The 25,736-nt window shown below is 51.0% G+C and carries 21 protein-coding genes; all 21 read left to right on the top strand.

What is annotated here, in order from left to right:
- The first annotated feature begins 57 nt into the window (after positions 1 to 57).
- The 21 genes from rseP to dapG all read left to right on the top strand — a co-directional run bounded on the left by rseP (position 58) and on the right by dapG (position 25,725).
- Entirely contained in the window at positions 58 to 1,332 is a 1,275-nt protein-coding gene (gene rseP, locus L6H70_RS06190) for an RIP metalloprotease RseP (protein ID WP_236330971.1), read from the top strand.
- 105 nt (positions 1,333 to 1,437) lie between these two features.
- Complete coding sequence (proS, locus tag L6H70_RS06185; RefSeq protein WP_236330968.1) at positions 1,438 to 2,886, top strand: proline--tRNA ligase; 1,449 nt, start codon at positions 1,438 to 1,440, stop codon at positions 2,884 to 2,886.
- Between the two features lie 158 nt (positions 2,887 to 3,044).
- Positions 3,045 to 7,376, top strand: coding sequence for a PolC-type DNA polymerase III (locus L6H70_RS06180; RefSeq protein ID WP_236330965.1), 4,332 nt, complete (start codon positions 3,045 to 3,047; stop codon positions 7,374 to 7,376).
- A 198-nt stretch (positions 7,377 to 7,574) separates the two neighbouring features.
- On the top strand, positions 7,575 to 8,042 hold the full coding sequence (gene rimP, locus L6H70_RS06175; protein ID WP_038593427.1) for a ribosome maturation factor RimP: 468 nt from the start codon (positions 7,575 to 7,577) through the stop codon (positions 8,040 to 8,042).
- Positions 8,043 to 8,068: 26 nt separating this feature from the next.
- Positions 8,069 to 9,166 carry a transcription termination factor NusA gene (nusA, locus tag L6H70_RS06170; protein ID WP_206100564.1) on the top strand — a complete coding sequence of 366 codons (1,098 nt, stop codon included), beginning with the start codon at positions 8,069 to 8,071 and terminating at the stop codon, positions 9,164 to 9,166.
- Between the two features lie 31 nt (positions 9,167 to 9,197).
- Positions 9,198 to 9,506: an RNase P modulator RnpM gene (rnpM, locus tag L6H70_RS06165; protein ID WP_054941045.1), complete on the top strand. Its 309-nt coding sequence runs from the start codon at positions 9,198 to 9,200 to the stop codon at positions 9,504 to 9,506.
- Positions 9,499 to 9,822, top strand: a complete 324-nt coding sequence (locus L6H70_RS06160; RefSeq protein WP_036724725.1) for a YlxQ family RNA-binding protein — start codon at positions 9,499 to 9,501, stop codon at positions 9,820 to 9,822. The genes rnpM and L6H70_RS06160 overlap by 8 nt, the downstream gene beginning before the upstream one ends.
- On the top strand, positions 9,815 to 12,490 hold the full coding sequence (infB, locus tag L6H70_RS06155) for a translation initiation factor IF-2 (RefSeq protein ID WP_236330963.1): 2,676 nt from the start codon (positions 9,815 to 9,817) through the stop codon (positions 12,488 to 12,490). Before L6H70_RS06160 ends, infB begins: the two co-directional genes overlap by 8 nt.
- A gap of 18 nt (positions 12,491 to 12,508) precedes the next feature.
- The gene (gene rbfA / locus L6H70_RS06150; protein ID WP_054941043.1) at positions 12,509 to 12,859 is read left to right on the top strand and encodes a 30S ribosome-binding factor RbfA; all 351 of its coding nucleotides are present in this window, start codon (positions 12,509 to 12,511) and stop codon (positions 12,857 to 12,859) included.
- Positions 12,860 to 12,880: 21 nt separating this feature from the next.
- Positions 12,881 to 13,858, top strand: a complete 978-nt coding sequence (locus L6H70_RS06145) for a DHH family phosphoesterase (RefSeq protein ID WP_236330960.1) — start codon at positions 12,881 to 12,883, stop codon at positions 13,856 to 13,858.
- Positions 13,855 to 14,769: a tRNA pseudouridine(55) synthase TruB gene (truB, locus tag L6H70_RS06140; RefSeq protein WP_236330957.1), complete on the top strand. Its 915-nt coding sequence runs from the start codon at positions 13,855 to 13,857 to the stop codon at positions 14,767 to 14,769. The genes L6H70_RS06145 and truB overlap by 4 nt, the downstream gene beginning before the upstream one ends.
- 39 nt (positions 14,770 to 14,808) lie before the next feature.
- The gene (locus L6H70_RS06135) at positions 14,809 to 15,756 is read left to right on the top strand and encodes a bifunctional riboflavin kinase/FAD synthetase (protein ID WP_236330954.1); all 948 of its coding nucleotides are present in this window, start codon (positions 14,809 to 14,811) and stop codon (positions 15,754 to 15,756) included.
- Between the two features lie 149 nt (positions 15,757 to 15,905).
- Positions 15,906 to 16,175, top strand: a complete 270-nt coding sequence (gene rpsO / locus L6H70_RS06130; protein WP_019910460.1) for a 30S ribosomal protein S15 — start codon at positions 15,906 to 15,908, stop codon at positions 16,173 to 16,175.
- Positions 16,176 to 16,473: 298 nt separating this feature from the next.
- Positions 16,474 to 18,576, top strand: a complete 2,103-nt coding sequence (gene pnp, locus L6H70_RS06125; protein WP_236330951.1) for a polyribonucleotide nucleotidyltransferase — start codon at positions 16,474 to 16,476, stop codon at positions 18,574 to 18,576.
- Between the two features lie 260 nt (positions 18,577 to 18,836).
- A complete protein-coding gene (locus tag L6H70_RS06120; protein ID WP_236330946.1) occupies positions 18,837 to 19,823 on the top strand; it encodes a polysaccharide deacetylase family protein in 987 nt (328 codons plus the stop codon).
- 81 nt (positions 19,824 to 19,904) lie between these two features.
- Entirely contained in the window at positions 19,905 to 21,170 is a 1,266-nt protein-coding gene (locus L6H70_RS06115; RefSeq protein ID WP_236330943.1) for a M16 family metallopeptidase, read from the top strand.
- Positions 21,148 to 21,594 (top strand): dUTP diphosphatase, encoded by a 447-nt coding sequence (gene dut / locus L6H70_RS06110; protein WP_187388785.1) that lies wholly within the window; start codon positions 21,148 to 21,150, stop codon positions 21,592 to 21,594. Before L6H70_RS06115 ends, dut begins: the two co-directional genes overlap by 23 nt.
- A gap of 261 nt (positions 21,595 to 21,855) precedes the next feature.
- Positions 21,856 to 22,752: a dipicolinate synthase subunit DpsA gene (gene dpsA, locus L6H70_RS06105; protein ID WP_236330939.1), complete on the top strand. Its 897-nt coding sequence runs from the start codon at positions 21,856 to 21,858 to the stop codon at positions 22,750 to 22,752.
- Entirely contained in the window at positions 22,753 to 23,349 is a 597-nt protein-coding gene (locus tag L6H70_RS06100) for a dipicolinate synthase subunit B (protein ID WP_054941035.1), read from the top strand.
- Positions 23,350 to 23,476: 127 nt separating this feature from the next.
- Complete coding sequence (dpsA, locus tag L6H70_RS06095) at positions 23,477 to 24,370, top strand: dipicolinate synthase subunit DpsA (protein WP_236330936.1); 894 nt, start codon at positions 23,477 to 23,479, stop codon at positions 24,368 to 24,370.
- A 134-nt stretch (positions 24,371 to 24,504) separates the two neighbouring features.
- Complete coding sequence (gene dapG / locus L6H70_RS06090; protein WP_236330933.1) at positions 24,505 to 25,725, top strand: aspartate kinase; 1,221 nt, start codon at positions 24,505 to 24,507, stop codon at positions 25,723 to 25,725.
- Positions 25,726 to 25,736: the final 11 nt, after the last annotated feature.

The raw sequence follows: 25,736 nt of genomic DNA, 5'->3' as shown, positions 1-25,736 counted from the left end.
TAATGATAAATTAAGAGGACATACTTCGGTCTTACACCTAAAGGGGGAATGTTACGGATGGAAATGGTAAGAGTCGTCTTTTTAACGGTGCTTATGTTTTTTGTTCTGGTGACCGTCCATGAATGGGGACATTATTATTTCGCCAAACGCGCCGGTATTCTTGTACGTGAATTTGCTATCGGTTTCGGCCCGAAACTGTTTTCTTATAAACGCGGTGAAACGCAGTTCACACTCCGTCTGCTGCCTTTCGGCGGATATGCGCGGATGGCCGGGGAAGATCCTGAAATCATTGAAATCGGCCAGGGGCAGATGATCGCCGTCAGGCTGGGACAAGACAATAAAGTCAAAAATATCTATCTTGATTCGCTCGACACCCGCAGAAATGTGATCCGTGGCGAGGCACAGTATACTGATCTTGAGAATGAATTGACAATCCGGCTTGATGTCGATGGTGAAGTCACTACCTATGATGTTCATCCGCAGGCGATGATGATCAAAGGCGGCCAGCAGACACAGATTGCACCGAAAGACCGTCAATTTGGCAGCAAAACCGTCGGACAGCGTGCTTTAGCGATTGTTGCCGGACCGGTAATGAACTTTATTCTTGCTTTTGTCCTGTTTGCAATTCATTTGCAGATGGCAGGAATCCCAGTGGAGAATCCTACCATTGTGAAGGTTGGGGATATCAGCGAGGGAATGCCGGCGCAAGAAGCAGGGCTCCAGAAGGGTGATATAGTCGTCTCTGTTAATGGAGAGAAGATTGGCGGCGATTATCTGAAGATGATTGAGCTAACCTCCGAATCCAAGGGCAAAGAGATGAACTGGGTCCTTCAGCGTGGCGATGAAACCTATGAGGTGACGATGATTCCCCGCAGTATGGAAGGTGAAGAAGGCGGCAAGGTAGGGATCACTCCTGACTTGCAGACACGCCGAGCCGGTTTTGGGGAGACGATTACCAAGTCGAGTACGGCCATGGTAGATACGACTAAACTGATCTTTACCGGATTCAAACAATTGATCAACAACTTCAATATGGATGACATTTCAGGACCGGTAGGAACGGCGAAGATGACCGGCCAGATTGCCCAGCAGGGGATTCAGTATCTGACGTATTGGGCGGCCATTCTAAGCTTATACTTGGGGATTTTCAATCTGCTGCCGGTTCCGGCGCTAGACGGAAGCCGACTGGTCTTCCTCGGTGTGGAAGCGCTGCGCGGCAAACCTGTTGATCCGGGGCGCGAAGGCATGGTACATTTTGTCGGGTTTGCCTTGCTGTTCCTGGTCATGATCGCTGTAACTTATAATGATATACTGCGCCTGATCACAGGCTGATTTTTAATTGATGCAATTAGATTTATGGCGGACCCCGCAAAAGACAGACCAAATGGCGCGTTGTCAGGCTGCCTTTTGCAGGGCAATTTAGGAGGATTTCATTACATGGCTAAAGATAAGCAGTTCGTTACGGAAATTACGCCACAGAGCGAAGATTTCTCGCGCTGGTATATCGATGTAATCAAGAAAGCAGACCTGATGGATTATTCACCGGTCCGCGGCTGTATCGTCTTCAAACCGGAAGGCTACGAAATCTGGGAGCATATCCAGGAGGAAATGAATCGTCGCCTTAAGGCTACCGGCCATCGCAACGCCTATTTCCCGGTGTTCATTCCGGAGAGCTTTTTCCAGAAAGAGAAGGATCATATCGAAGGTTTTAATCCGGAGCTTCCATGGGTAACTGAGGCAGGCGGCGATGTGCTGGAAGAACGTCTGGCGATCCGCCCGACTTCGGAGACCATGTTCGGGCACATGTACTCCAAATGGATTCAATCCTACCGTGACCTACCGGTGCTGATCAACCAATGGGCCAATGTGGTCCGCTGGGAAAAGCGCACATTGCCGTTCATCCGGACGACGGAATTCCTCTGGCAGGAAGGCCACACAGCGCATGAGACCGAAACTGAGGCCCGTGAAGAGACCATGCGGATGCTGGAGAACTATCGTGATTTTGTTGAGAGCTATTTGGCGATTCCGGTTGTTACCGGCCAGAAGACACCTTCTGAGCGTTTTGCCGGAGCTGTCGATACTTACTCTATTGAAGCAATGATGAAGGATGGACGGGCTGTACAAGCGGCGACCTCTCACTACCTGGGAACGAAGTTTGCGACCGCTTTTGACATTCAATATTTAAGCCGTGAGAATTCCCTGGAGTATGTGCATACGACTTCCTGGGGCTCTACGACTCGCCTGATCGGTTCGCTGATTATGGTGCACGGGGATGACCGCGGGTTGGCTCTGCCGCCTAAAGTAGCTCCGACTCAGGTTATTATGATTCCGATCGGACCTCCAAAAACCCGTGAAGCGGTTATCGGACGGACCGATGAGCTGTTCAAGCAGCTTAAGGACGCCGGTGTCCGTGTACGTGTGGATGATCGTGCCGATGTAACTCCAGGCTGGAAGTTTAACGAATATGAAATGCGCGGTGTGCCTGTCCGTCTGGAACTCGGCCCGCGTGACATGGAGAACGGTGTCTGCGTACTGGTATCCCGTATTACCGGGGAGAAGAAGATCGTTCAGCAGGACAATCTTGTGGAAGAGATCCAGGCAATGCTAGAGCAGGTTCATAACGAAATGTTTGAGCGTGCCCTGAAGTTCCGTGAAGACCACTTCTATTCGGTAGATTCACTGGATGAAATGAAAGCATCGATGGAGGAGAAACGCGGCTTTGCTCTGGCAGGCTGGTGCGGAACCGAGGAGTGCGAAGATAAAGTAAAAGAAGAGACGGGAGCGGGCAGCCGCAATATTCCGTTTAATCCGGCTGAGCAGAAGACGACCTGCATCTGCTGCGGCAAGCCTGCCCAGCATACGGTTGTTTTTGCCAAGGCGTACTAAGCCGGGACCTATTATAATAGTGAGTATGTGAATGTAGCTTCTGGCGAGAGGAGTCGGCGGGCCGAAAGAACCCAATGCTTTTTCGACCTGGAAGCTTTTTACAATTCAAACAGACAAACCTCGGAGATTAACTCTTACGTAAGTTAGGTGGGGAAAGCATGGAACAGAATGCGGAGAGAAGAAGAAGGTTCGAGCTCCTGATGAAGCAGGGGGAAATCCCGCCAGCGTTGATTGATCCCTATTTTTTGGATGGACAGATTGAACGTGTAGAAATTAGCCGCGGCAATAAGGACTGGCATATTGTCATTGCCAAAGAAAGTCTTGTTCCGGCACAGACGTACCGGGCATTTTGTGTGAGAATGCGTGAGAAGCTGCAGCATATTGCCAAGGTCAGCTTCCTGTTCCTATATGATGAACAAACCGTCGGCAGGCAGGAGCTTGTACAGGAATACTGGGGGCTATTTCTGGAGTGGGCGCAGCGGGAGATTCCTTCAGTGAACGGCTGGCTTACACGGTCTACGCAAGAGCTTCAAGACAATACACTTGTGCTTAGCCTGAGTGACACGATGTCACTGGAGCTGGCCCGTAAAAAAGGTATCGAAGCAGCCATTATCAAATTTTATGATAAATATTTTGGGCTTTCATTGAAGGTGAAACTGCAGATTGCTCAGGATGAGAGCACCAAAGCCGATGCCTTTGAAGAATTCCAGCAAAAACTGCAGCAGGAACAGCGTGAGCTGGTTGAGATGATGATGATGGCCAGTGAACCGGATGAACCTGAGGAGGAGAGCGATCCGAACGAAGTCATCAAGCTTCAGATCGGATATGAGATCAAGGAGCAGGCTGTGCCGATTCTGGAAATTCAGGATGAAGAGAAAAAGATTACGATTCAGGGCACTATCTTCGGACTAGAAAGCAAGGAATTGCGTAACGGCAATACCTTGTTTACTTTCTGCATCACAGACTTCACGGACTCCCTGCAGATCAAGATGTTCGCGAAGACGAAAGAAGATTTGAAGATCATGGGGCAGCTTGCCAACGGGAAATGGGTTAGAGCCCGGGGTAAGGTGGAATATGACCGCTTTATGCAGATTCCTGAGCTGGTGATGATTCCTTCGGATTTATCAGAAGTAAACGCTCCTCCGGCCCGCAAAGATACCGCGAAGCAAAAACGGGTTGAATTTCATCTGCACACGACAATGAGTACGATGGATGCCGTGGCGCCCATAACCGCTTATGTCAAAACAGCGGCAAAATGGGGCCATCCGGCGATTGCTGTGTCCGATCACGGTAACGTACAGAGCTTCCCGGATGCGAACCATGCTGCACACAAGAATAAGATCAAAATGATTTATGGTGTCGAAGCCAACGTCGTAAATGATGCAGTAAACATAGTTGAGAATGCTCAGCCGATGGATCTTAAGACTGCTACCTACGTCGTATTTGATATCGAGACCACCGGTTTGTCGATCACCCGCAACAATATTACGGAGCTTGCAGCGATCAAAATGTGCGAGGGCAAGGAGCTTGACCGCTATACGACCTTTGTCAATCCGCACGAGAAAATCCCGTACCATATCCAGCAATTGACCAATATCACAGATGAGATGGTCAAGGATGCTCCCGATCTGGAACCGGTGCTCAAAGAATTCGTTGATTTTGTCGGTGACAGCATTCTGGTTGCCCATAATGCCCGGTTCGATATGGGCTTTATACAGGCTTCCCTGCGTAAGCTGGGACAGCCTGAACTGCCGAATCCTTCACTCGATACACTGGAGCTGGCACGTTTGCTCTACCCTAGCATGAAGAATCACCGGCTGAACACGCTCGCCGATAAATATAAAGTCCTGCTGGAGAGCCATCACCGTGCGGTAGATGATACAGTGGCACTGGGGGGCATTCTAAACGGCCTGCTGGCCGATGCCGAGAAGCTGAAGGGGCTGACCCGACTGGAACGGCTGAATGACTATGTCGGCAATGATCTGTCGAACGTCCGGCCGTTTCACTGCGGAATTTATGCGCTGAATCCAGTCGGCAAAAAGAATCTGTACAAGCTCATCTCGATGTCGCATACAGAATATTATAAACGAGTACCCTGTATTCCTAAATCCAAGCTTGAAGAACACCGCGACGGATTGATCGTGATTTCCGGCTGTGAACGAGGCGAATTTTTTGAAGCAGTGCTCAACAAGACGGTAGAGGAAGCTATAGAGGTTGCCCAGTTCTATGATATTCTGGAAATTCAGCCGCTGACGATGTATATGCATCTGGTAGATAAAGGATTTGTGGCCAGCGCCGAGGACTTACGCAATGTTGTACGCAAGATTTGTGAAATCGGCGAGCAGATGAACAAGCCGGTCATCGCGACAGGCAATGTGCATTATCTGGAGCCGCGGGACAAGCTATTCCGCGACATTACAATTCACGGAATCACCGGATTCAGCCCGCTGAAGGACCAGCGCAAGCCGGATGCCCATTTCCGGACCACGGATGAAATGCTTGCCGAATTCGAATTCCTGGGTGCGGAAAAAGCGATGGAGGTCGTCGTCACGAACACGGTGGAACTGGCTGACCGCTTTGAGGAATATGAACTGTTCCCTGATCAGCTGTTTACACCAATTATTGAAGGCGCAGATGATGAAATCCGCAATACCTGCTACAACACTGCCAAGTCGATCTATGGCGAAGAATTGCCAGAGGTAGTCGTGGCCCGTCTGGAGAAGGAACTCGCACCAATCATTAAATACGGGTTCTCCGCCAACTATCTGATCTCTGAACGTCTGGTTAAGAAGTCCAACCAGGACGGGTATCTGGTTGGTTCACGTGGTTCAGTAGGTTCGTCAGTCGTGGCGACCTTTCTCGGGATTTCTGAGGTTAATCCGCTGCCGGCTCATTATATTTGTACCAATCCGGAATGCCGCCATAGTGAGTGGTTTCTCGACGGCAGTGTGCCGAGCGGGTTTGACCTTCCGGACAAGGCCTGTCCGAACTGCGGCGGTAATCTGAAAGGGGAAGGGCAGGATATTCCGTTCGAGACCTTCCTGGGCTTTAAAGGGGATAAGGTTCCCGATATCGACCTTAACTTTTCCGGGGAATATCAACCGAATGCTCATAACTTTACCAAAACAATGTTTGGGCCGGATAATGTATTCCGTGCAGGAACCATCGGTACTGTGGCAGAGAAGACGGCCTTCGGGTTCACCAAGAAATATGAAGAGCACCACCAGAAACGCTGGCGCGGAGCCGAGGTAGGGCGTCTGGCAGCCGGGTGCACAGGCGTTAAGCGCAGTACCGGACAGCATCCGGGCGGTATCGTTGTTTTGCCGGATTATATGGAAATTGAAGACATTACCCCGGTTCAGTATCCGGCGGATGATGTCACAGCAGAATGGAAGACAACACACTTTGACTATCACGCCTTTGACGCCAACCTGCTCAAGCTCGATATTCTGGGTCATGATGATCCGACCATGATGCGGATGCTGCAGGATCTGACCGGTGTGGATCCGACAACCATACCAATGAACGATCCGAAGGTAATGAGCATGTTCAATTCCACCGAAGCGCTTGGGGTCCGCCCGGATCAGATCCGGACGCCTGTAGCAACCTATGGGGTACCGGAAATGGGGACCAAGTTTGTCCGCCAGATGCTCGTAGAGTCCAAGCCGTCCAGCTTTGCCGACTTGCTTCAGATCTCAGGACTGTCTCACGGAACCGGAGTATGGCTTGGTAATGCCCAGGAGCTGATCAAGAATAACACTTGTAACATCAAGACCGTTATAGGTTGCCGTGATGATATCATGCTGTTCCTGATCTACAAAGCGGGTATGGATGCGGGGCTTGCCTTCAAAATTACGGAGAGTGTGCGTAAGGGTAAAGGCTTGTCCGCCGAATGGATTGAAGAGATGAAGAAGTGTAAGGTCCCTCAGTGGTACATTGACTCCTGCTTGAAGATCCAGTACATGTTCCCGAAAGCCCACGCCGCAGCGTATGTTATTTCTGCGGTACGGACCGCCTACTTCAAGCTGTATCATCCAATTGAATATTATGCGACCTACTTCACAGTCCGTGCAGCCGATTTTGATATTGAACTCTGCTGTAAGGGGTATGAAGCAATCAACCGTCAGATCGTGGAGATTGAAGGCAAGGGCTTCCAGGCTCTGCCTAAGGAAAAAGCGATGCTTCCTGTCCTTGAGATGGCGCTGGAGATGACTGCACGCGGCTTCACTTTTAAAAATATCGATCTCTACCGTTCCGATGCTACGAAGTTTACCGTTGACGGCACCAGCCTGATTCCGCCGTTCTCCTCGCTTGCGGGAATTGGTGACAATGCCGCCATTAATATTGCTGCTGCTAAGGATGCGGGAGAGTTCCTGTCGATTGAGGATTTCCAGCAGAAATCCAAAGCGAGCAAGACTGTGATTGAGCTGTTGAATGGCATGGGCTGCTTCCGGGGACTACCGGAGAGCAATCAGCTTTCCCTGTTTTAACTGTCCCGCAAAGCGGATTTGAACAGCCTGAACAGCATCTCCAAACGGGGAGTCAAGGGCTAGCACTTGTCAGTGTAGATGCACTATGGTATAATTTTTTTGGTAATAATGAGATAAGTCCGTTGTGTAAAGAGTGGGGAAACCCACTCTTTATCTTTGGTATATAGCAAAAGACAAGTTCGTGGAGGTAATTTTCTTTTGAGCACACCCAAATCCAAAATTAAACAAACGGTAGAGCAGATGCTCGGGTCCTATCTCGAGGACAATGGTTTCGAACTGGTGGACGTTGAATACGTGAAGGAAGGCTCCAACTGGTTTTTGCGCATATTCGTAGACAAAGAAGGCGGCATTGATATTGATGACTGCGGTGCCATTAGCGAATATTTCAGTTCAAAGCTGGATGAGAATGATCCTATCCCTGAAGCCTATTTCCTGGAGGTTTCTTCTCCTGGCGCAGAACGCCCGCTGAAGAAAGCGGCAGATGTCGCCAAAGCGGTAGGCAAGGACGTATATGTAACGGTTTATGAGCCGATTCAAGGCCTCAAAGAATTCGAAGGTCGTTTGCTCTCGTTCGAGAACGAGGAACTGCTCATCTCCGCGGGCAAAAAAGAACATGTAGTGCCGTATGCCAAAGTCGCCAGCGCGAGATTGGCCATTATTTTTTAACGTCTTGAAAGGGGGACCGGAATTTCATGAGTATGGATTTTATCGAAGCTATGAATGAACTGGAAAGGGAGAAAGGCATCAGCAAGGATGTGCTGTTTGAAGCCATCGAAGCTGCGCTGATCTCCAGCTATAAACGCAACTTCAATGCGGCGCAGAACGTGCGTGTGGACATGAACCGCAACACAGGCGTAATCAAAGTATTCGCCCGTAAGCTGGTTGTCGAGGAGGTTCTGGATACCCGGACTGAAATTTCCCTGCCGGCAGCCAGAGAGATCAACCCTCATTTCCAGCTGGAAGATGTTGCCGAGCTTGAAGTAACACCACGCGATTTTGGCCGGATTGCGGCGCAAACCGCCAAGCAGGTTGTAACCCAGCGTATTCGTGAAGCAGAGCGGGGCCTTATCTATAACGCTTTTATTGACAAGGAAGATGATATTGTTACCGGCCTTGTACAGCGTCAGGATATGCGGAATATTTATGTAGATCTTGGCAAAATCGAAGCGGTTCTGCCGCTGAGCGAGCTGATGCCGGGTGAGAAGTTCAAGCAGAGCGAGCGGATCAAGGCCTATATCACCAAAGTGGAGAATACGACCAAAGGGCCGCAAATTATGCTGTCCCGCAGTCATCCGGGTTTGCTGAAGCGTCTGTTCGAGCTGGAGGTTCCTGAGATTTTTGACGGCGTTGTTGAGATTCGTTCTGTGGCCCGCGAAGCAGGCTTCCGTTCGAAGATCGCTGTATTCTCGCGTAATGAAGAGGTGGATCCGGTTGGCTCCTGCGTTGGCCCAAGAGGTACACGCGTGCAGACCATCGTTACAGAGCTTCGCGGCGAGAAGATTGATATTGTGCGTTATTCTGATGCGGTGCAGGAATATGTGGCTAATGCACTCAGCCCGTCCAAAGTGCTTGAGGTTCAAGTCTTTGAAGCTGAGAAAATGGCCCGTGTCATCGTTCCTGACTATCAATTATCCTTGGCAATCGGCATCAAGGGGCAAAATGCCCGCCTTGCGGCCAAACTTACCGGCTGGAAAATTGATATCAAGAGCGAAACTCAAGCGGAGCAGGAATACGGCAGACCGAAAACAATTAGCGATGAAATGCATCAGGATTCCGTCTCCATTGATTAATTAAGCTGCTGACTGACGGGAGGCGATTAGGATGAAGCAAAAAAAGGTACCGCTGCGCAAATGTGTGGCCAGCCAGGAGATGATGCCCAAAAAAGAGCTGATTCGCGTGGTTCGCACGCCTGAGGGCGAAGTGCTGATCGATCTGACAGGCAAGAAGTCAGGCCGTGGTGCTTACATCTGCGGTAAACTGGAATGCTTTAAACTGGCACAAAAGAACAAAGCGCTTGACCGTGCGTTAAAATGTCAAGTGAGTCCTGAAATCTATGCTCAGCTAGCCAGGGATTTTGCATCCGTGGAAGAAGAGTTTTTAGCAGCAAAGGATAGTGAGGACAATGAGTAAGACACTTTCTTATTTAGGGCTTGCCATGAGAGCAGGCAAGATTGTCACCGGCGACGAGGCTGTACTCAAGGCAGTACGGTCATCGGAGGCGAAGCTGGTCGTCCTTGCAGGTGACGCTTCAGATAATACCCAAAAAAAGTTCCGTGATAAATGCGGGACCTACGATATTCCACTAGTAATCGCATTTCACCGGGATGAACTCGGTGCAAGTATTGGTAAAGACCAGCGCGTAGTGCTGGCCGTTACGGATAAAGGATTCGCGGAAATGATCTCCAGAACGCTTGGAGATACTGTCGGAGGTGGAGTTATTGACTAAAGAAGACAATAAGGATAAACTGCGCGTGTATGAATACGCGAAATCTTTGAACATGAGCAGTAAAGAAATCATTACAATTCTGAAGCGTTTGAATGTTCCTGTGAATAATCATATGAGTGTGATGGAGAATAGCTCGGTAACAAAAGTCGAGCAATTCTTTAAGGATATCAAATCAAACGCTGCAGCCAAGCGTGACACCGGCACCAGCAGCCGTCCGGTAACTACCGGAACGGTAACAGCCGAACCGCAGAGTGCTCAGAATGCCAACAAAAATCAACCGGAAAAGCAGGTAGGTATGAACAGTAACCAAAACAACAACCAATCGACGACGTCCCCAAGGCCCCAAAGCGGACAAGATTCCCGCAGAACTACATCAGGCTCCACACAGAATTCCCGCCCACAAGGCAGCTCCACCGGCGGCAACCGTCCGCAAGGCAGCTCCACTGGCGGCAACCGTCCGCAAGGCAGCTCCACCGGCGGCAACCGTCCGCAAGGCAGCTCCACCGGCGGCAACCGTCCGCAGGGCAGCTCCACCGGCGGCAACCGTCCGCAGGGCAGCTCCACTGGCGGAAGCCGTCCGCAAGGCAGCTCCACCGGCGGAAGCCGTCCGCAAGGCAGCTCCACCGGCGGCAACCGTCCGCAAGGTCAAGGCAGTGCACCACGTACTGGTGACCGTCCACAAGGCTCAAGCGCTCCGCGTACAGACAGCCGTCCACAAGGTCAAGGCGGCGGCGGAGACTTCTCCCGTGGCGGCGACAGAGGTCCTAAGAAGAACACTACCGGCGGCAGACCGAACAACAACGGCAGCCAAAAACGGTTTGAAGACGGCAAGGGCGGGAATTTCCGCGGCCGTGGCGGCAAGAACAACCGCGGCGGCAGAAACCAGCCAATGGTACACCGTGAGAAGATCGACAACACACCGAAAAAGATCATTGTTCGCGGCAGCATGACCGTTGGCGAAACAGCCAAATTGCTGCATAAGGATGCTTCGGAAGTAATCAAGAAGCTGATCCTGATGGGTGTTATGGCTACAATTAACCAGGAGCTCGACATCGACACCATCCTGCTGCTCTCCGGTGAATTCGGGGTTGAAGTAGAAGTGAAGATTCCAGTTGATGAAGACAGCTTCGAAACCGTGGAAGAGAATGATTCCGAAGAGGATCTGATGACCCGTCCACCGGTTGTAACGATCATGGGTCACGTTGACCATGGTAAAACAACATTGCTCGATGCGATTCGTTCGACGAACGTAACTGGCGGCGAAGCCGGCGGGATCACTCAGCATATTGGTGCTTATCAAGTCGAAATCAACCACAAGAAAATTACGTTCCTGGATACACCGGGTCACGAAGCCTTTACCGCGATGCGTGCCCGTGGTGCCCAAGTTACAGATATGACGATTATCGTCGTAGCTGCCGATGACGGTGTTATGCCGCAGACGGTGGAAGCGATCAACCATGCGAAGGCTGCCGGACTTCCGATCATTGTTGCAGTCAACAAAATCGACAAGCCGGGCGCAGATCCAGACCGTGTGAAGCAGGAGCTTACCAACTATGAGCTGGTTCCGGAAGAGTGGGGCGGCGACACCATTTTCGTCAACCTGTCCGCTAAACAGCGTATTAACCTGGAAGAACTGCTGGAAATGATTCTGCTCGTAGCTGAAGTCAATGAGTACAAAGCGAACCCGGACAAACGGGCACGCGGTACCGTGATTGAAGCAGAGCTTGATAAGAACCGCGGGCCAGTTGCCCGTATTCTCGTACAGAACGGTACCCTGAAAGTCGGAGATGCTTTTGTTGCAGGTAACTGCTTCGGACGCGTACGCGCCATGGTCAATGACAAGGGACGCAAAATCAAGGAAGCCGGACCTTCCACACCAGTGGAAATTACCGGTTTGACCGAAGTGCCGCAGGCGGGCGATCCGTTCATGGCCTTTGAAGATGAGCGTAAAGCCCGTGCGATCGCTGACAGACGTTCGACGTCACAGCGTCAATCCGAGCTGAATACCAATACCCGTGTAACTTTGGACGACTTGTTCAAGCACATCAAAGACGGCGAGATCAAAGATCTGAACGTTATCATCAAAGGTGACGTACAGGGTTCGGTCGAAGCGCTTAAAGGCTCATTGGCCAAAATCGAAGTCGAAGGCGTGCGCGTCAAGATTATCCACAGCGGTGCCGGTGCGATTACGGAATCCGATATTACACTCGCGGCAGCATCAAATGCGATCGTAATCGGCTTTAACGTTCGTCCGGACGCCCAGACCAAAGCCGCTGCAGAACAAGAAAAAGTGGATGTGCGTCTGCACAACATTATTTATAACGTTATTGAAGAGATTGAAAGTGCCATGAAGGGCATGCTAGATCCAATCTTCAAAGAAAATGTTATTGGCCATGCCGAAGTACGTAATGTCTTCAAAATCAGCAAAGTGGGTAGCGTTGCAGGCTGTATGGTTACAGACGGCAAAATCACCCGCAATGCCGAAATGCGCCTGATCCGCGGCGGAATCGTCGTGTTCGAAGGTAAGATCGACACCTTGAAACGCTTTAAGGACGATGCCAAAGAAGTGGCGCAGGGTTATGAATGCGGCATAACTTTGGAACGCTATAATGACGTCCAAGAGGGCGACATCATCGAAGCGTTCATCATGGAAAAGGTTGAGCGCTAAGCAAAGAGGTGAATACAGATGTCTAAAATCAGAGCCGGACGGGTTGGCGAGCAGATTAAGAAAGAACTGAGCCAGCTTATCCAAAGCGGACTGAAAGACCCGCGCATTGGTTTCGTTACCGTAACCGGGGTAGATGTGACGAACGATCTATCTCAGGCCAAAGTATACCTGAGCGTGTTCGGGGATGCGGAGCAGCAGTCAGGCTCACTCAAAGCGATTGAGAAAGCTAACGGCTTTCTCCGCTCTGAGCTTGGCAAGGCGATCCGCCTGCGTCATACGCCTGAGCTGATCTTCAAAATTGATGAATCCGTTGCATACGGAAGTCATATTGAGAAGCTGCTCGGCGAAATCAAGCACGAAGAAAGCTAGGAAACATAAAGGAGACGGCGAATGCAGAGCTATGAACAAAGTCTCCAGCAGACCCGTAAGTTTCTGCTGGAACACGACGATTACCTTGTAGTGTCGCATGTTCAGCCGGACGGAGATGCAGTCAGCTCCACCCTCGCGGTGGGCTGGCTTCTCTCATGTCTGGGCAAAAAATATACTATGCTGAATGAAGGTCCGATTCCGCAGCGGATGGAATACTTATGGCATGCCGGTGAAATTGTCAATTTGGCGGAAGGTGAGCTGCAGCGCCAATACAGCAATGTTATTTGCGTCGATTGTGCAGATTTTCAGCGTGTGGGACTGACCCAGCGTTATTTTGCCAGTGATGCGCTCATCGTGAATATTGACCATCATCCTACCAATAACGGTTATGGTTTCGTGACGCTCATTAAGCCGGATGCTGCTGCAACTGCGGAAATTTTGTTCGACTTGCTGAAGACGTTTCAAGTAGAATGGAACCTCGATATTGCCACGGCGCTTTATACGGGACTGCTAACTGACACCGGCGGATTCCGCTATTCCAATACATCACCCAAAGTGATGGCTGCGGTCTCTGAACTGCTGGCTATGGGGGTAAACGGTCCTGAACTGGCGGAGAACCTGCTGGAGGAAATGACCCTGCCTCAGGTGAAAGTCCTGAACCGTGCATTGAATACACTAGAGATGTCCCCCGAAGGTGATATTGCCTGGGTGCATGTAACGCCGCAGGATATGCTTGACTGTGGAGCAGCCAATGAAGATTTGGAAGGCATAGTGAATTATCCCCGTAATATCCGTGGGGTTGAGGTTGGTATTCTTTTCAAAGTAATCAATGAGCATGCTGTGAAAGTAAGCTTGCGCTCAGCCGGTAAAGTGGATGTCGCGGCACTTGCACAAGTATTTGGTGGCGGGGGTCATACCCGTGCTGCCGGTGCCCGTCTTGATGCAACAATGGAACAGGCTATTCCGATGGTTCTTGAGGAGGTTAGACGTCATCTATGAGTGAACTTACAGGTGTTTTGGCGGTTTATAAGCCTGCAGGATACACTTCGCATGACGTTGTAGCCAAGGCCCGGAGGATTCTTGGAATGAAACGGATTGGTCACACAGGTACACTTGATCCTCAAGTGACCGGAGTGCTTCCGCTTTGTCTCGGACGGGCTACCCGGGTGGTGGAATATATCCAGGAGCTGCCCAAGGAATATGTTGCGACCCTCAGACTTGGCTTATCCAGTGATACAGAAGATATGACCGGTACGATTACGGAGTCGGTGGATGAAGTTCATGTTACTGAAGCCGAAGTGCTTGAGGTGCTGAACTCATTCAAAGGAGTGATCTCCCAGGTTCCTCCGATGTATTCTGCGGTCAAGGTTGACGGTAAGCGTCTTTATGAGCTGGCCAGAGAAGGCAAAACTGTCGAACGCAAAAGCCGCGAAGTGGAGATCTATGAAATTGAAATGACGGATATGGTCTGGAACGGCAATTATCCTGATATTACTTTCCGCGTATTGTGTTCGAAGGGCACTTATATCCGTACACTTTGTGTGGATATTGGCCGTGCGCTTGGACTTCCCGGTGTAATGGTCGAGCTTACGCGTACGATGTCTGCCGGGATTTCTGCCAGCCATTGTCTGACACTTGAGCAGATTGCCGAACATAAAGAAGCAGGCACTCTTGAGCAGCATTTGATTGCGGCAGACGAGGCTATTTCCCACTTGCCGCGGCACTCCGTGATCGATGAGAAGAAGAAGGCTGCCATGCAGGGACAACGTCTTTCGATCCGGTATGTGGCACCCGAAGTGAAGCAGAGCGGGGACTTTCGGCTTTACGATCTTCAGGGAGAATTCCTGGGTATTTACAAGCTGGAAGAATCGGGTGCTATTGCACCTGTTAAAGTCTTCGCACAAGGTTAATTTATTTATTTCATTTGTGAATTGTAGGTGAGAAACAGCGTGAGAACCGTAACCTTAAGCTATCCAATGCCGCCGGAGACCGCAGCCGAGTGGGCACAGCCGCAAGTAGCTGCACTGGGCCAGTTTGACGGACTGCACCGCGGACATGCCAGCGTCATTACATCCGCTGTAGCTCTGGCCCGGAGACAAGGTGTACCGGCTGCAGTGATGACCTTTCATCCTCATCCCAAGGATGTTATGGGCAAAGGCGACTATGATGGATATTTGACCCCGCCGAAGGATAAGCAGGAGCTTCTGTCCGGTATGGGTGTCGATATTTTGTATATAATTGATTTTAATGAGCAGCTTTCCCGGGTCAGCCCGCAGGATTTTGTCTCCATTATGCTGCTGCCGCTGCAGATTATAACTGCAGTAGTCGGGTTTGATTTCCGCTTCGGGTACCTGGGCGAAGGCGATGCGGACATGCTCCGTGAGCTGGGGCTTGGGGCAATGAGTGTGGAGACGGTTCCTCCGTTCCTGCTTGATGGGGAGAAGGTTAGCAGCTCCGGGATCCGTAAGAGCTTGCAGAGCGGTGATCTGGCCCTTGCGAATAGCTGGTTTGGACGCTGTTATCATCTGCGCGGGATCGTCGGACATGGTGAGAAGCGCGGGCGCACCATCGGCTTCCCGACCGCCAATCTCCAGTTGGAAGACCGGTATGTCATTCCGGCCAAGGGGGTCTATGCCGTTAAGGTCTTCTTTAAGGAGGAAGTCTTGTACGGGGTGATGAATGTTGGTGTCAAGCCCACATTCCATGACGGGATGGTGGCACCGAGTTTTGAAGTACACCTGTTCGATTTTGCCGCAGATATCTATGGACAGGAGCTCACTGTAGAGCTTGAAGGCTTTATCCGTCCTGAACGGAAATTCGAGTCCATTGATGCCTTGATCTCGCAAATTTCCAAGGATGCCGAGACAGCCAAAGTGTTGCTGGGATATCCTTCATAATCTTCTTTGGACATGCGTTTACTTTTGTCTTCGAAGATGCTATACTGATTAACGTTGCTGGAATGACAGCATCATAACCTTAGCTTGGTTGCACGTTCTCACCGACGGCGACGAGGCTACTGGCGATTATAATGAAGGAGGTGAACAGGATGGCATTGACTCAAGAACGTAAACACCAATTGATCGACGAGCACAAAACTCATGAATCCGATACTGGATCCCCTGAGGTGCAAGTTGCTATCCTTACGGAGAACATCGTTAATTTGACTGACCACTTGCGTACGCACAAGAAGGATCATCATTCCCGTCGCGGACTGCTCAAGATGGTTGGACAACGTCGTAAACTGCTGGCGTATTTGAAGAACAAAGACATCAGACGTTACAGCGCCCTGATCGAGAAACTGGGATTGCGTCGTTAATTTCCCATAAGAGTAACCTTAAAGCAGCCTGGTTGTATACCGTATGTCCTTCTTACGATCGACAGCGGGACAGCCGGGTTGCTTTTTGAAAATTTAGGGAAAACTTTTACAGTGGCAAATGGATATGATTCGCACAAACGGCTATTTCACCTCTCTTTGAGGACAAGCCGTTTTTGCTTGTAGAACATACAGAACCGGTGCGTGCTCTGATAATCTGAGACAGCCTTACGGTTCATGAAGAACTACGCTACAGCCTGCGGTTCGATAGCGGGCTTACTACTATTCAAGGAGGGGTTTTATGGAACAACGTGTAGAAATGCAGCTTGGCGGAAGACGCCTGGTGCTGGAGACCGGCCGCCTTGCCAAACAGGCAAATGCCGCCGTTATGGTACGCTACGGAGATACTGCAGTATTGTGTACGGTTACAGCTTCCAGTGAGCCTAAAGATCTGGATTTTTTCCCGCTTACGGTTAACTATGAAGAAAGATTATATGCAGTAGGTAAAATCCCGGGCGGATTTATCAAGCGGGAAGGCAGACCGAGTGAGAAAGCAATTCTGTCCAGCCGTCTGACCGACCGTCCGATTCGTCCGTTGTTTCCGGAAGGATTCCGTAACGACGTTCAAGTACTGAACATGGTTATGAGTGTGGATCAGGACTGTGCCCCGGACATCGCGGCTATGATTGGTACGTCTGCTGCCCTGAGCATCTCCGATGTGCCGTTTGACGGGCCGATCGGCGGAGTGGCGGTTGGACGGGTCAACGGCGAATTCGTCATTAATCCGGACGTTGCCCAGCAGGAAGCCAGCGACATTTATGTCGTAGTTGCCGGAACGAAAGATGCCATCATGATGGTTGAAGCGGAAGCGAACGAAGTGCCGGAAGACGTGATGCTGGAAGCAATCATGTTCGGGCACGAAGAAATCCGCAAGATCGTAGCAGTGATTGAAGAACTGGTAGCAGTTGCCGGTAAAGAAAAAATGGCTGTGAAGCTGCACGCGGTAAATGCTGACGTGAACACAGAGGTTCGTGCCTTTGCGCAGAGCCGTCTGGTAGAAGCTGTCAAGATTGCCGAGAAGCATGCACGCCAGGATGCTATCGATCTGATCAACAGCGAAACGGTGGAGTATTTCGTGGAGAAATACATAGAGACACCAGAGCTTCTGAAAGACGTTAAGGAAGTACTGCATGACATCGTCAAGGATGAAGTGCGCCGCCTGATTACGCATGACAAAGTGCGTCCGGATGGCCGTAAGCTGGATGAAATCCGTCCTATCGAATGTGATACGGCACTGTTGCCGCGCACACACGGTTCCGGTCTCTTTACCCGCGGACAAACACAAATTCTCAGCGTATGTACACTTGGTGCGCTTGGAGATGTGCAGATTCTGGACGGTATCGATCCGACCGAAACCAAACGTTTCATGCATCATTACAACTTCCCGCCGTTCAGCGTAGGGGAAGCCCGCCCGCTTAGAGCACCGGGACGCCGCGAAATCGGTCACGGGGCACTGGGTGAACGCGCCCTTTCCAAGGTTATTCCTAGTGAAACTGAATTCCCATACACGATCCGTCTGGTATCGGAAGCGATTGAATCCAACGGTTCGACTTCCCAGGCAAGTATCTGCGCCAGTATTCTGGCAATGATGGATGCAGGGGTACCTATTAAGGCTCCTGTAGCCGGCGTAGCTATGGGTCTGATCAAAGACGGAGAACATGTCTCCATTCTGACAGACATCCAGGGTATGGAAGATCATCTGGGTGATATGGACTTTAAGGTAGCGGGTACTGCAGAAGGTGTTACCGCAATTCAGATGGATATCAAGATTGCCGGTATTGACCGCAAGATTCTGAAGGAAGCGTTGGAGCAAGCCAGAGAAGGACGTTTGTTCATCCTCGGTAAGATGATGGAAGCTATCTCTGAGCCAAGACCTAGCCTGTCCCAATATGCACCTAAGATCATTATCATCAACATTAATCCGGACAAAATCCGTGATGTTATTGGTGCCGGCGGTAAGATCATCAACAAGATCATCGAAGAAACCGGCGTAAAGATCGACATCGAGCAGGATGGACGCGTATTTATCGGCTCTTCCGACGAAGCCATGATCCAAAAAGCCCGCGGCATCATCGAAGGCATTGTGAAGGAAGTCCAAGTTGGTGAAATCTATGTAGGTACGGTTCGCCGCATAGAGAAGTTCGGTGCTTTTGTTGAACTGATTCCCGGCAAAGACGGGCTGGTACACATCTCCCAGCTGTCCACAGAGCGCGTAGCGAAAGTAGAAGATGTTGTGGCTATCGGCGATACGATTACTGTAAAAGTAACCGAAATAGACCAGCAGGGCCGCGTCAACTTGTCGCGCAAAGCGGTATTGACTTCGGAAGCCGGAGCGAAAGCGTAAGCTGCGGATTGCCTTTTTTGCAGCAGGCTTTACGGATATTTTTAAGAAGAGACAGAAGCATTTGCGTCTGGCTCTTTTTTTAAATAGGCTATAATTTCCAGACCAGATTATTTGCAGAAACGGATTTCTTCCCGGGCAGGGCGGTAATTCCGTTTCTTTTTGGCGTGCTTAAGCCGGGTAAGAAGCATATTTTTCTCCTGTCATTCATAGTCTGGGACAAAGAGTCCTGTTACGAACTGTGCGCGGGGAGGAAAAACGTCATGAAGACGGACAAGGCAGCACTTGTGCTGGCCTGTATCGCTGTTGTAATCGGGATTGGCAGTACATACAGACCCGTGAAGGAAATGCTGGCCCAGCTTAAGCCGGAGGATGGACTGGCCGTAATGGCTAATCATCCCAAGGAACAAAATGAGGATTTGCGTTTACTGGTTCAGAGCGAGGCAGCCAAGCTGAATGCAGCACCTGTAGATGCCACTGTAGACCGCATTTGGAAAGCCATACCGGGCTATAACGGGCTGGAGGTAGATGTAGAAGCTACGTACCGCAACGCACTGTTGAAAGGTCCGGGTGACGGCCTTAAGCTGGTTTACCGCCAAATCCGGCCTAAGGTCTCCTTAAATGATCTCGGGGCGCATCCGATCTACCGGGGCAATCCGGCCAAACCTATGGTCTCGCTGATGATCAACGTGGCCTGGGGCAATCAGTATATTGAACCGATGCTGGACATTTTGGATGAGGAAAAGGTGAAGGTGACCTTTTTTCTGGACGGCAGCTGGCTCAGTAAAAATAAAGAACTGGCTGCAGAGATGCAGAAGCGTGGTCACGAAATGGAGAATCATGCTTACACTCATCCGAATATGAGTACATTAAGCCGGGCCCGGGCGACAGCGGAGATCCAGAAGACACAAATCCTCCTCAAGGAGAGCCTGGGAGTTACGAATCAGTGGTTCGCTCCCCCTTCAGGCGATTTTGATCAGGAAACGGTGGACATAGCTGCATCCTTAGGGCTGAAAACGGTGCTGTGGACGCTGGATACGGTCGATTGGCGGAATCCTTCCCCGGAATCTGTAATTGCTAAAATAAGTGCCAAGACAGAACCGGGAACGCTGATACTGATGCATCCGACGGCATCTTCCTCCAAGGCACTGAAAGGCATGATACGGGCGATCAGAGCAAAGGGCCTGCAGCTTGGAACAGTCAGCCAGACGTTGTCAGCAGAGCGCCTGATGCCCTCCGAAGTTGAGTGAGTCGTTAATTTCTGGTAGGATTAGAGTCGCGCTTAACAAATCTACAGGACAGAAACAAGGCTGTGCCAGGAGGACTTAGAATTGGACAAAATCGTATTATCAAACGGCCTGCGAGTGGTGACAGAGAAAATTCCCACCGGCCGATCCGTTTCCTTTGGAATCTGGGTCAAAACGGGCTCCCGCAATGAGAACCCCTTGAATAACGGGATTTCTCATTTTATTGAACATATGCTGTTTAAGGGCACTGACCGCTTCAGCGCCAAGGATATTGCCGAGCAGTTTGATGCGATTGGCGGCAACGTCAATGCATTCACCTCGAAGGAATATACATGCTATTACGCAAAAGTGCTCGATGAGCATCTCCCGATTGCAGTGGATGTGCTCTCCGATATGTTCTTCCGTTCGCGAATGGACGCCGAAGAATTGGCCAAGGAGAAGAATGTTATCCTTGAGGAGATCTCCATGTGCGAGGATACGCCGGATGATCTGGTCCATGACCTGATGTGCGCAGCCGCTTACGGGGAACATCCGCTGGCGTATTCGATTCTTGGTCTAAAGGAACGCCTGCTGGAAATGACGCCGGATGATCTGCGCGCCTATATGAAGGCTCAGTATACTATTGAAAATACGGTGATCAGCGTAGCGGGCAACATCGATGATAATCTGACAGAGCTGTTGGAGCGCCATTTTGGTTCTTTTGACAATCATGGCGAGGCTGCTGCGCTGACAGCACCTGAATTCCATGGCGAGCTGCTGTTCCACCGCAAAAAAACGGAGCAGAACCACATCTGTATTTCCCTGCCGGGTGTACAGAGCGGCGGTCCGCTGCAATATCCGATGGTGCTCTTAAACAACGCTATTGGCGGTGGGATGAGCTCGCGCCTGTTCCAGGAGATCCGTGAGAAGCGCGGACTGGCTTACTCCGTGTATTCTTATCATAGCTCCCAGGCAGACAGCGGCCTATTCACCGTATATGCGGGGACAGCGCCGAAGCAGACCAAAGAGGTTACGGAGCTGATCAAGGAAATGATGCATGAGCTTGCTGTAAAGGGTATCAGTGAAGATGAGCTGAGAAAAGGCAAGGAGCAGCTCAAAGGAAGTCTGATCCTAAGCCTCGAGAGCACCAGCAGCCGGATGAACCGGATCGGTAAAAACGAGCTGATGCTGGGAAGACATGATACACTGGATGACATGATTAACAAAATCGGGCGTGTAACGATGGATGATGTGAACCAGCTGCTGGATCAAATGTTTGCTGCACCTCTCGCATTGGCGATGGTCGGCTCGACAGATAAAGCTATAGCCAATGTTAGGAGAGATGATCTTGTCTTATTACGTTCAAATTAACAAGCTTCCGGGAAATGAGGATGTGCTGCTGCCACGCAAAATGTCGGAGCAGGCATCCGGGTATGATCTGTATGCCTCTGTAACCGAGCAGGTGGTGCTTGCTCCGGGTGAGCGTGCACTGATCCCTACGGGAATCGCCCTGGCGATGCCGGACGGGCTGGAGGCACAAATCCGCCCGCGCAGCGGCCTGGCCTTTAAGCATGGCATTACCTGCCTCAACACACCGGGCACCATCGATGCTGATTACCGGGGTGAAATCAAGGTGCTGCTGATTAACCTGGGTCAGGAGCCTTTTGCGATTGCCCGCAATGAGCGGATTGCCCAAATGGTCTTCCAGGCTGTTCCGGCTGTGACACTGGTAGAAGTTGAAGAGCTGTCTGAAACCGAGCGCGGTGCCGGCGGCTTTGGTCATACAGGGAAGTAAAGTGATGCAGTTCTAAATTTTTATATAAAAGCTTGCGGATAATCCGCCCCAAACAGGGCGCAATCCGCAAGCTTTTTTTATTTTCGGAAGGAGGTCCCTTTATACACATCTGCTCCGGCAATCCTCAGCTTCTAGATTTGCCCTCCTACACACTACCCGAGATATTCGCCCAGGAATTATTCTCCGCTCATCACCCATCCGCCTGACCCGGCATAAGATGCTCTATAGTCGATAGTGTATGTGGAAAGGAGCGTCATCCCTATGCTTACTGGCATCAGGATCGTGTTCCTGGGCGGGGACGCGAGACAGCTTGAAGTGATTCGAAAATGCGTGGAAATGGATGCGACGGTAAGCGCCGCCGGGTTCGAAAAATGGGAAGCCCCTAGCCCGGGGGTGAACCTGGCACAGCTGTCGCCGGAGCTGCTCGGCAGTGCGGATGTACTGGTGCTGCCTACGGTAGGATGTGACGAGGAAGGAAATATCAACGCGCTGTTCTCCACCGGACGCCTGCAGCTGCTGGATGAGCATGCTGCTGCACTCCCGCAGGGCTCAACCGTATATACCGGTATGGCCAAAAATTATTTGCGCAGTCTGTGCGCTAAGTATTCCTTGAAGCTCGTAGAGCTGCTGAACAGGGATGATGTAGCGATTTATAACTCCATTCCGACAGCGGAAGGCGCACTAGTCATGGCCATTCAGAATACCGATTTTACGATCCACGGTTCCGTCTCGATGGTGCTGGGCATGGGCCGGACCGGATTTACGATGGCAAGGGCATTGCAGGGATTAGGCTCTACTGTAAAAGTGGGTGTACGGAAGCAGGATCACTTTGCCCGTGCGGAAGAGATGGGCTGGAAGCCCTTTATGACCGGTGAGCTGCTGCAGCAGGTGACGGATACCGACCTGATCTTTAATACTATACCGAACATGATTATCACGGCGCAGGTGCTCTCCAGGATACCTAAGCATTGCGTCATTATCGATTTGGCCTCAGCTCCGGGCGGCTGTGATTTCCGGTATGCGGAGAAGCGGGGAATCAAGGCTATGCTTGCACCCGGATTGCCAGGGATCGTAGCCCCGAAAAGTGCCGGGATGATTATGGGAAGTGCGCTGGTACAGTCGATCTCGGAGGAGACTTTAAACAAGGGGGACCAATAAATGGATTGGCATGGAAAAACAGTAGGTTATGCCATTACCGGCTCACACTGCACGTTTGCTGAGGTGATGCCGCAGATTCAGCGGTTTATGGACGGTGGGGCGAATGTAGTGCCGATTGTTTCGGCATCTGTGCTGAACACGGACACACGCTTCGGCACTTCGGAAAATTGGCTAAAACAGTTGAAAGATATAACGGGGAATGATATCATTTCTACAATTGTTGAAGCGGAACCGCTGGGTCCATCCAAGCTGCTCGATGTGCTCACTATAGCTCCTTGCACAGGGAATACAACGAGCAAACTGGCTAACGCGATGACTGACAGCCCTGTACTGATGGCAGCCAAATCGCAGATGCGTAATGGCCGTCCGCTCGTGCTGGCGATCTCCACCAATGACGGGCTGGGCCTGAACGCAGCGAATATTGCGAAGCTTCTTGTAGCCAAACATATTTATTTTGTACCGTTCGGCCAGGATAACCCCGAAGGCAAGCCTAATTCGCTTGTAGCGCGCATGGAACTCATTCCCGAGGCCTGCTACGCAGCCCTGCAGGGCAAACAGCTGCAGCCGATGATTATCGAACGGTTTCATTCAGCATAGCATGAAAGTCTGCCAGAACAGACCTGATCATAGGCTTCAAATCTGCCGTCCTCATTCTGAGGGCGGTTCAACACTTTTTTCAGCAATCCCGGAATTGGAATTGTAATTTGAGAGGAGCGTCATCCCTATGCTGACTGGCATCAGGACCGTGTTCCTGGGCGGGGACGCAAGACAGCTTGAAGTGATCCGCAAATGCGTCGAAATGGATGCTATCGTCTATGCTGCCGGGTTTGATAAATGGGAAACTCCTATTCCAGATGTGAAGCTGGAGCCGCTCTCGACGGAACTGCTGGGCTGCGCGGATGTACTCGTACTGCCGGCGGCGGGCTGTGACGAAGAGGGGAACCTGACCGCGGCGTTTTCTTCCGGCCCCATCCGGCTACTGGAGGAACATTTTGCAGCGCTGCCAACAGGCTGTACGGTGTATACTGGTATAGCCAAAAGCTATTTGCGCAGCCTGTGCGCCAGCCATTCGCTGAGACTGGTTGAATTGATGAGCCGGGATGATGTGGCTATCTACAATTCTATTCCGACTGCAGAAGGTGCGCTGGTTGTGGCCATTCAGAATACCGATTTTACCATTCATAGTTCGTGCTCGGTGGTGCTTGGCATGGGCAGAATCGGGTTTACGATGGCCAGAACGCTGCAGGGCCTGGGAGCCCGTGTCAAGATGGGAGTCAGGAAGCCGGAGCATTACGCGCGCGCAGAGGAGATGGGCTGGAAGCCCTTTATGACTGATGCATTGCTGGAGCAGGTGAAGGAAGCCGATCTCATCTTTAATACCATACCGAGCATGATCCTTACAGCTGAGGTGCTATCGAGAATCCCCAAGCATTGCGTCGTTATTGATTTGGCCTCTGCCCCCGGGGGATGTGATTTCCGGTATGCAGAGCAGCACGGGATCAAGGCCATCGCTGCACTGGGACTTCCGGGTATTGTTGCTCCGAGAACAGCGGGAATGATTATAGGGAGTGCATTGGTACAGTCAATATCGGACGAGGCTTTGCATAACCGGCTGTAAATAGTAAGGATGGCAGTTTATTCTGTGTATCAAAGTATAGACCTGGCGTATCAAGAGCCGTTTCTTTGGATTTAGACAGTTCTTCTGCGCATCACCAGTGTGCTTGCTTAGAGAAGTAATGGAGGAATTATATAATGGGTATTTTAGTGCAAAAATTCGGCGGTACCTCACTTTCCACTCCGATGGCCAGAGAGCATGTTATCCGCCATGTCAAACGGGAACTTGCCAGCGGATTCAGCCTTGTTGTTGTAGTGTCAGCCATGGGCCGCAAAGGCGAGCCCTATGCTACTGACACCTTGCTGGACTGGGCCGTGCAGAACGGCAATTCGCTGCCGGACCGCGAGAAGGACCTTTTGATGTGCTGCGGAGAGATCATCTCTGCAACTACACTATGCGGATTGCTGGAGCAGGAAGGCATCCGTTCCACCGTGCTGACAGGGGCTCAGGCGGGCTTTTTGACTGACAGCAGCTACGGCAATGCAAGAATTCTGGATGTGCGCACAGAACGGATTCTACGGGAACTGCGTGAGCATAAAGTAGTAATAGTAACCGGGTTTCAGGGTCAGACCGAAGCCGGGGATTTCACAACTCTTGGAAGAGGCGGCAGCGATACCTCGGCTACGGCCCTGGGAGCTGCACTTCGTGCGGATATGGTCGATATTTATACCGATGTGGATGGAATTCTCACGGCTGATCCGCGGATTGTGGAAGATGCTAAGCCGCTGACCTATGTCAGTTATACTGAAATCTGTAATATGGCATACCAGGGGGCTAAGGTCATTCATCCGCGTGCCGTGGAGATTGCCATGCAAGCCCAGGTTCCGGTTCGTGTGCGCTCTACGTTCTCCGAAGCGGAAGGAACACTGGTCACCCATCCTGAAGGGTTCAGTGACGTTTCCCACGGCATTGTAGACCGTTTTGTGACGGGGATCGCTTATGTAAGCAATATTACTCAAATATCCGTGGAATGTCCTGATGGTAACGGCACGGGAGTGCAGCTGCAGATTTTCAAAAGTATGGCCGATAGCGGCATCAGTGTGGATTTTATCAATGTAACGCCTTCGGAAGCACTTTATACTGTGAATGACGACAAATCAGAGCAGGCGATCGCTGCGCTCCAGGAGCTGGGACTCCGGCCCAAAAGCCTGTCCGGCTGTGCCAAAGTATCGGTCATCGGCGGCGGCATCAACGGTGTGCCCGGAATTATGGCCCGGATCGTTGAAGCACTGAGCTCGCAAAATATTCAGATTCTGCAGTCGGCAGATTCGAATACCACTATTTGGGTTCTTGTGAAAAAGGAAGATATGGTGCAGTCGCTGCGTGCGCTGCATGCTAAATTTGAATTGCACCGCTGACAGGAGGAATT

Source organism: Paenibacillus auburnensis (assembly GCF_927798115.1).
Taxonomy (GTDB): Bacteria; Bacillota; Bacilli; order Paenibacillales; family Paenibacillaceae; genus Paenibacillus_AQ; species Paenibacillus_AQ auburnensis.
The sequence above is the reverse complement of the archived record's forward strand: the minus strand, read 5'-3'. Positions and strand labels throughout refer to the sequence as shown.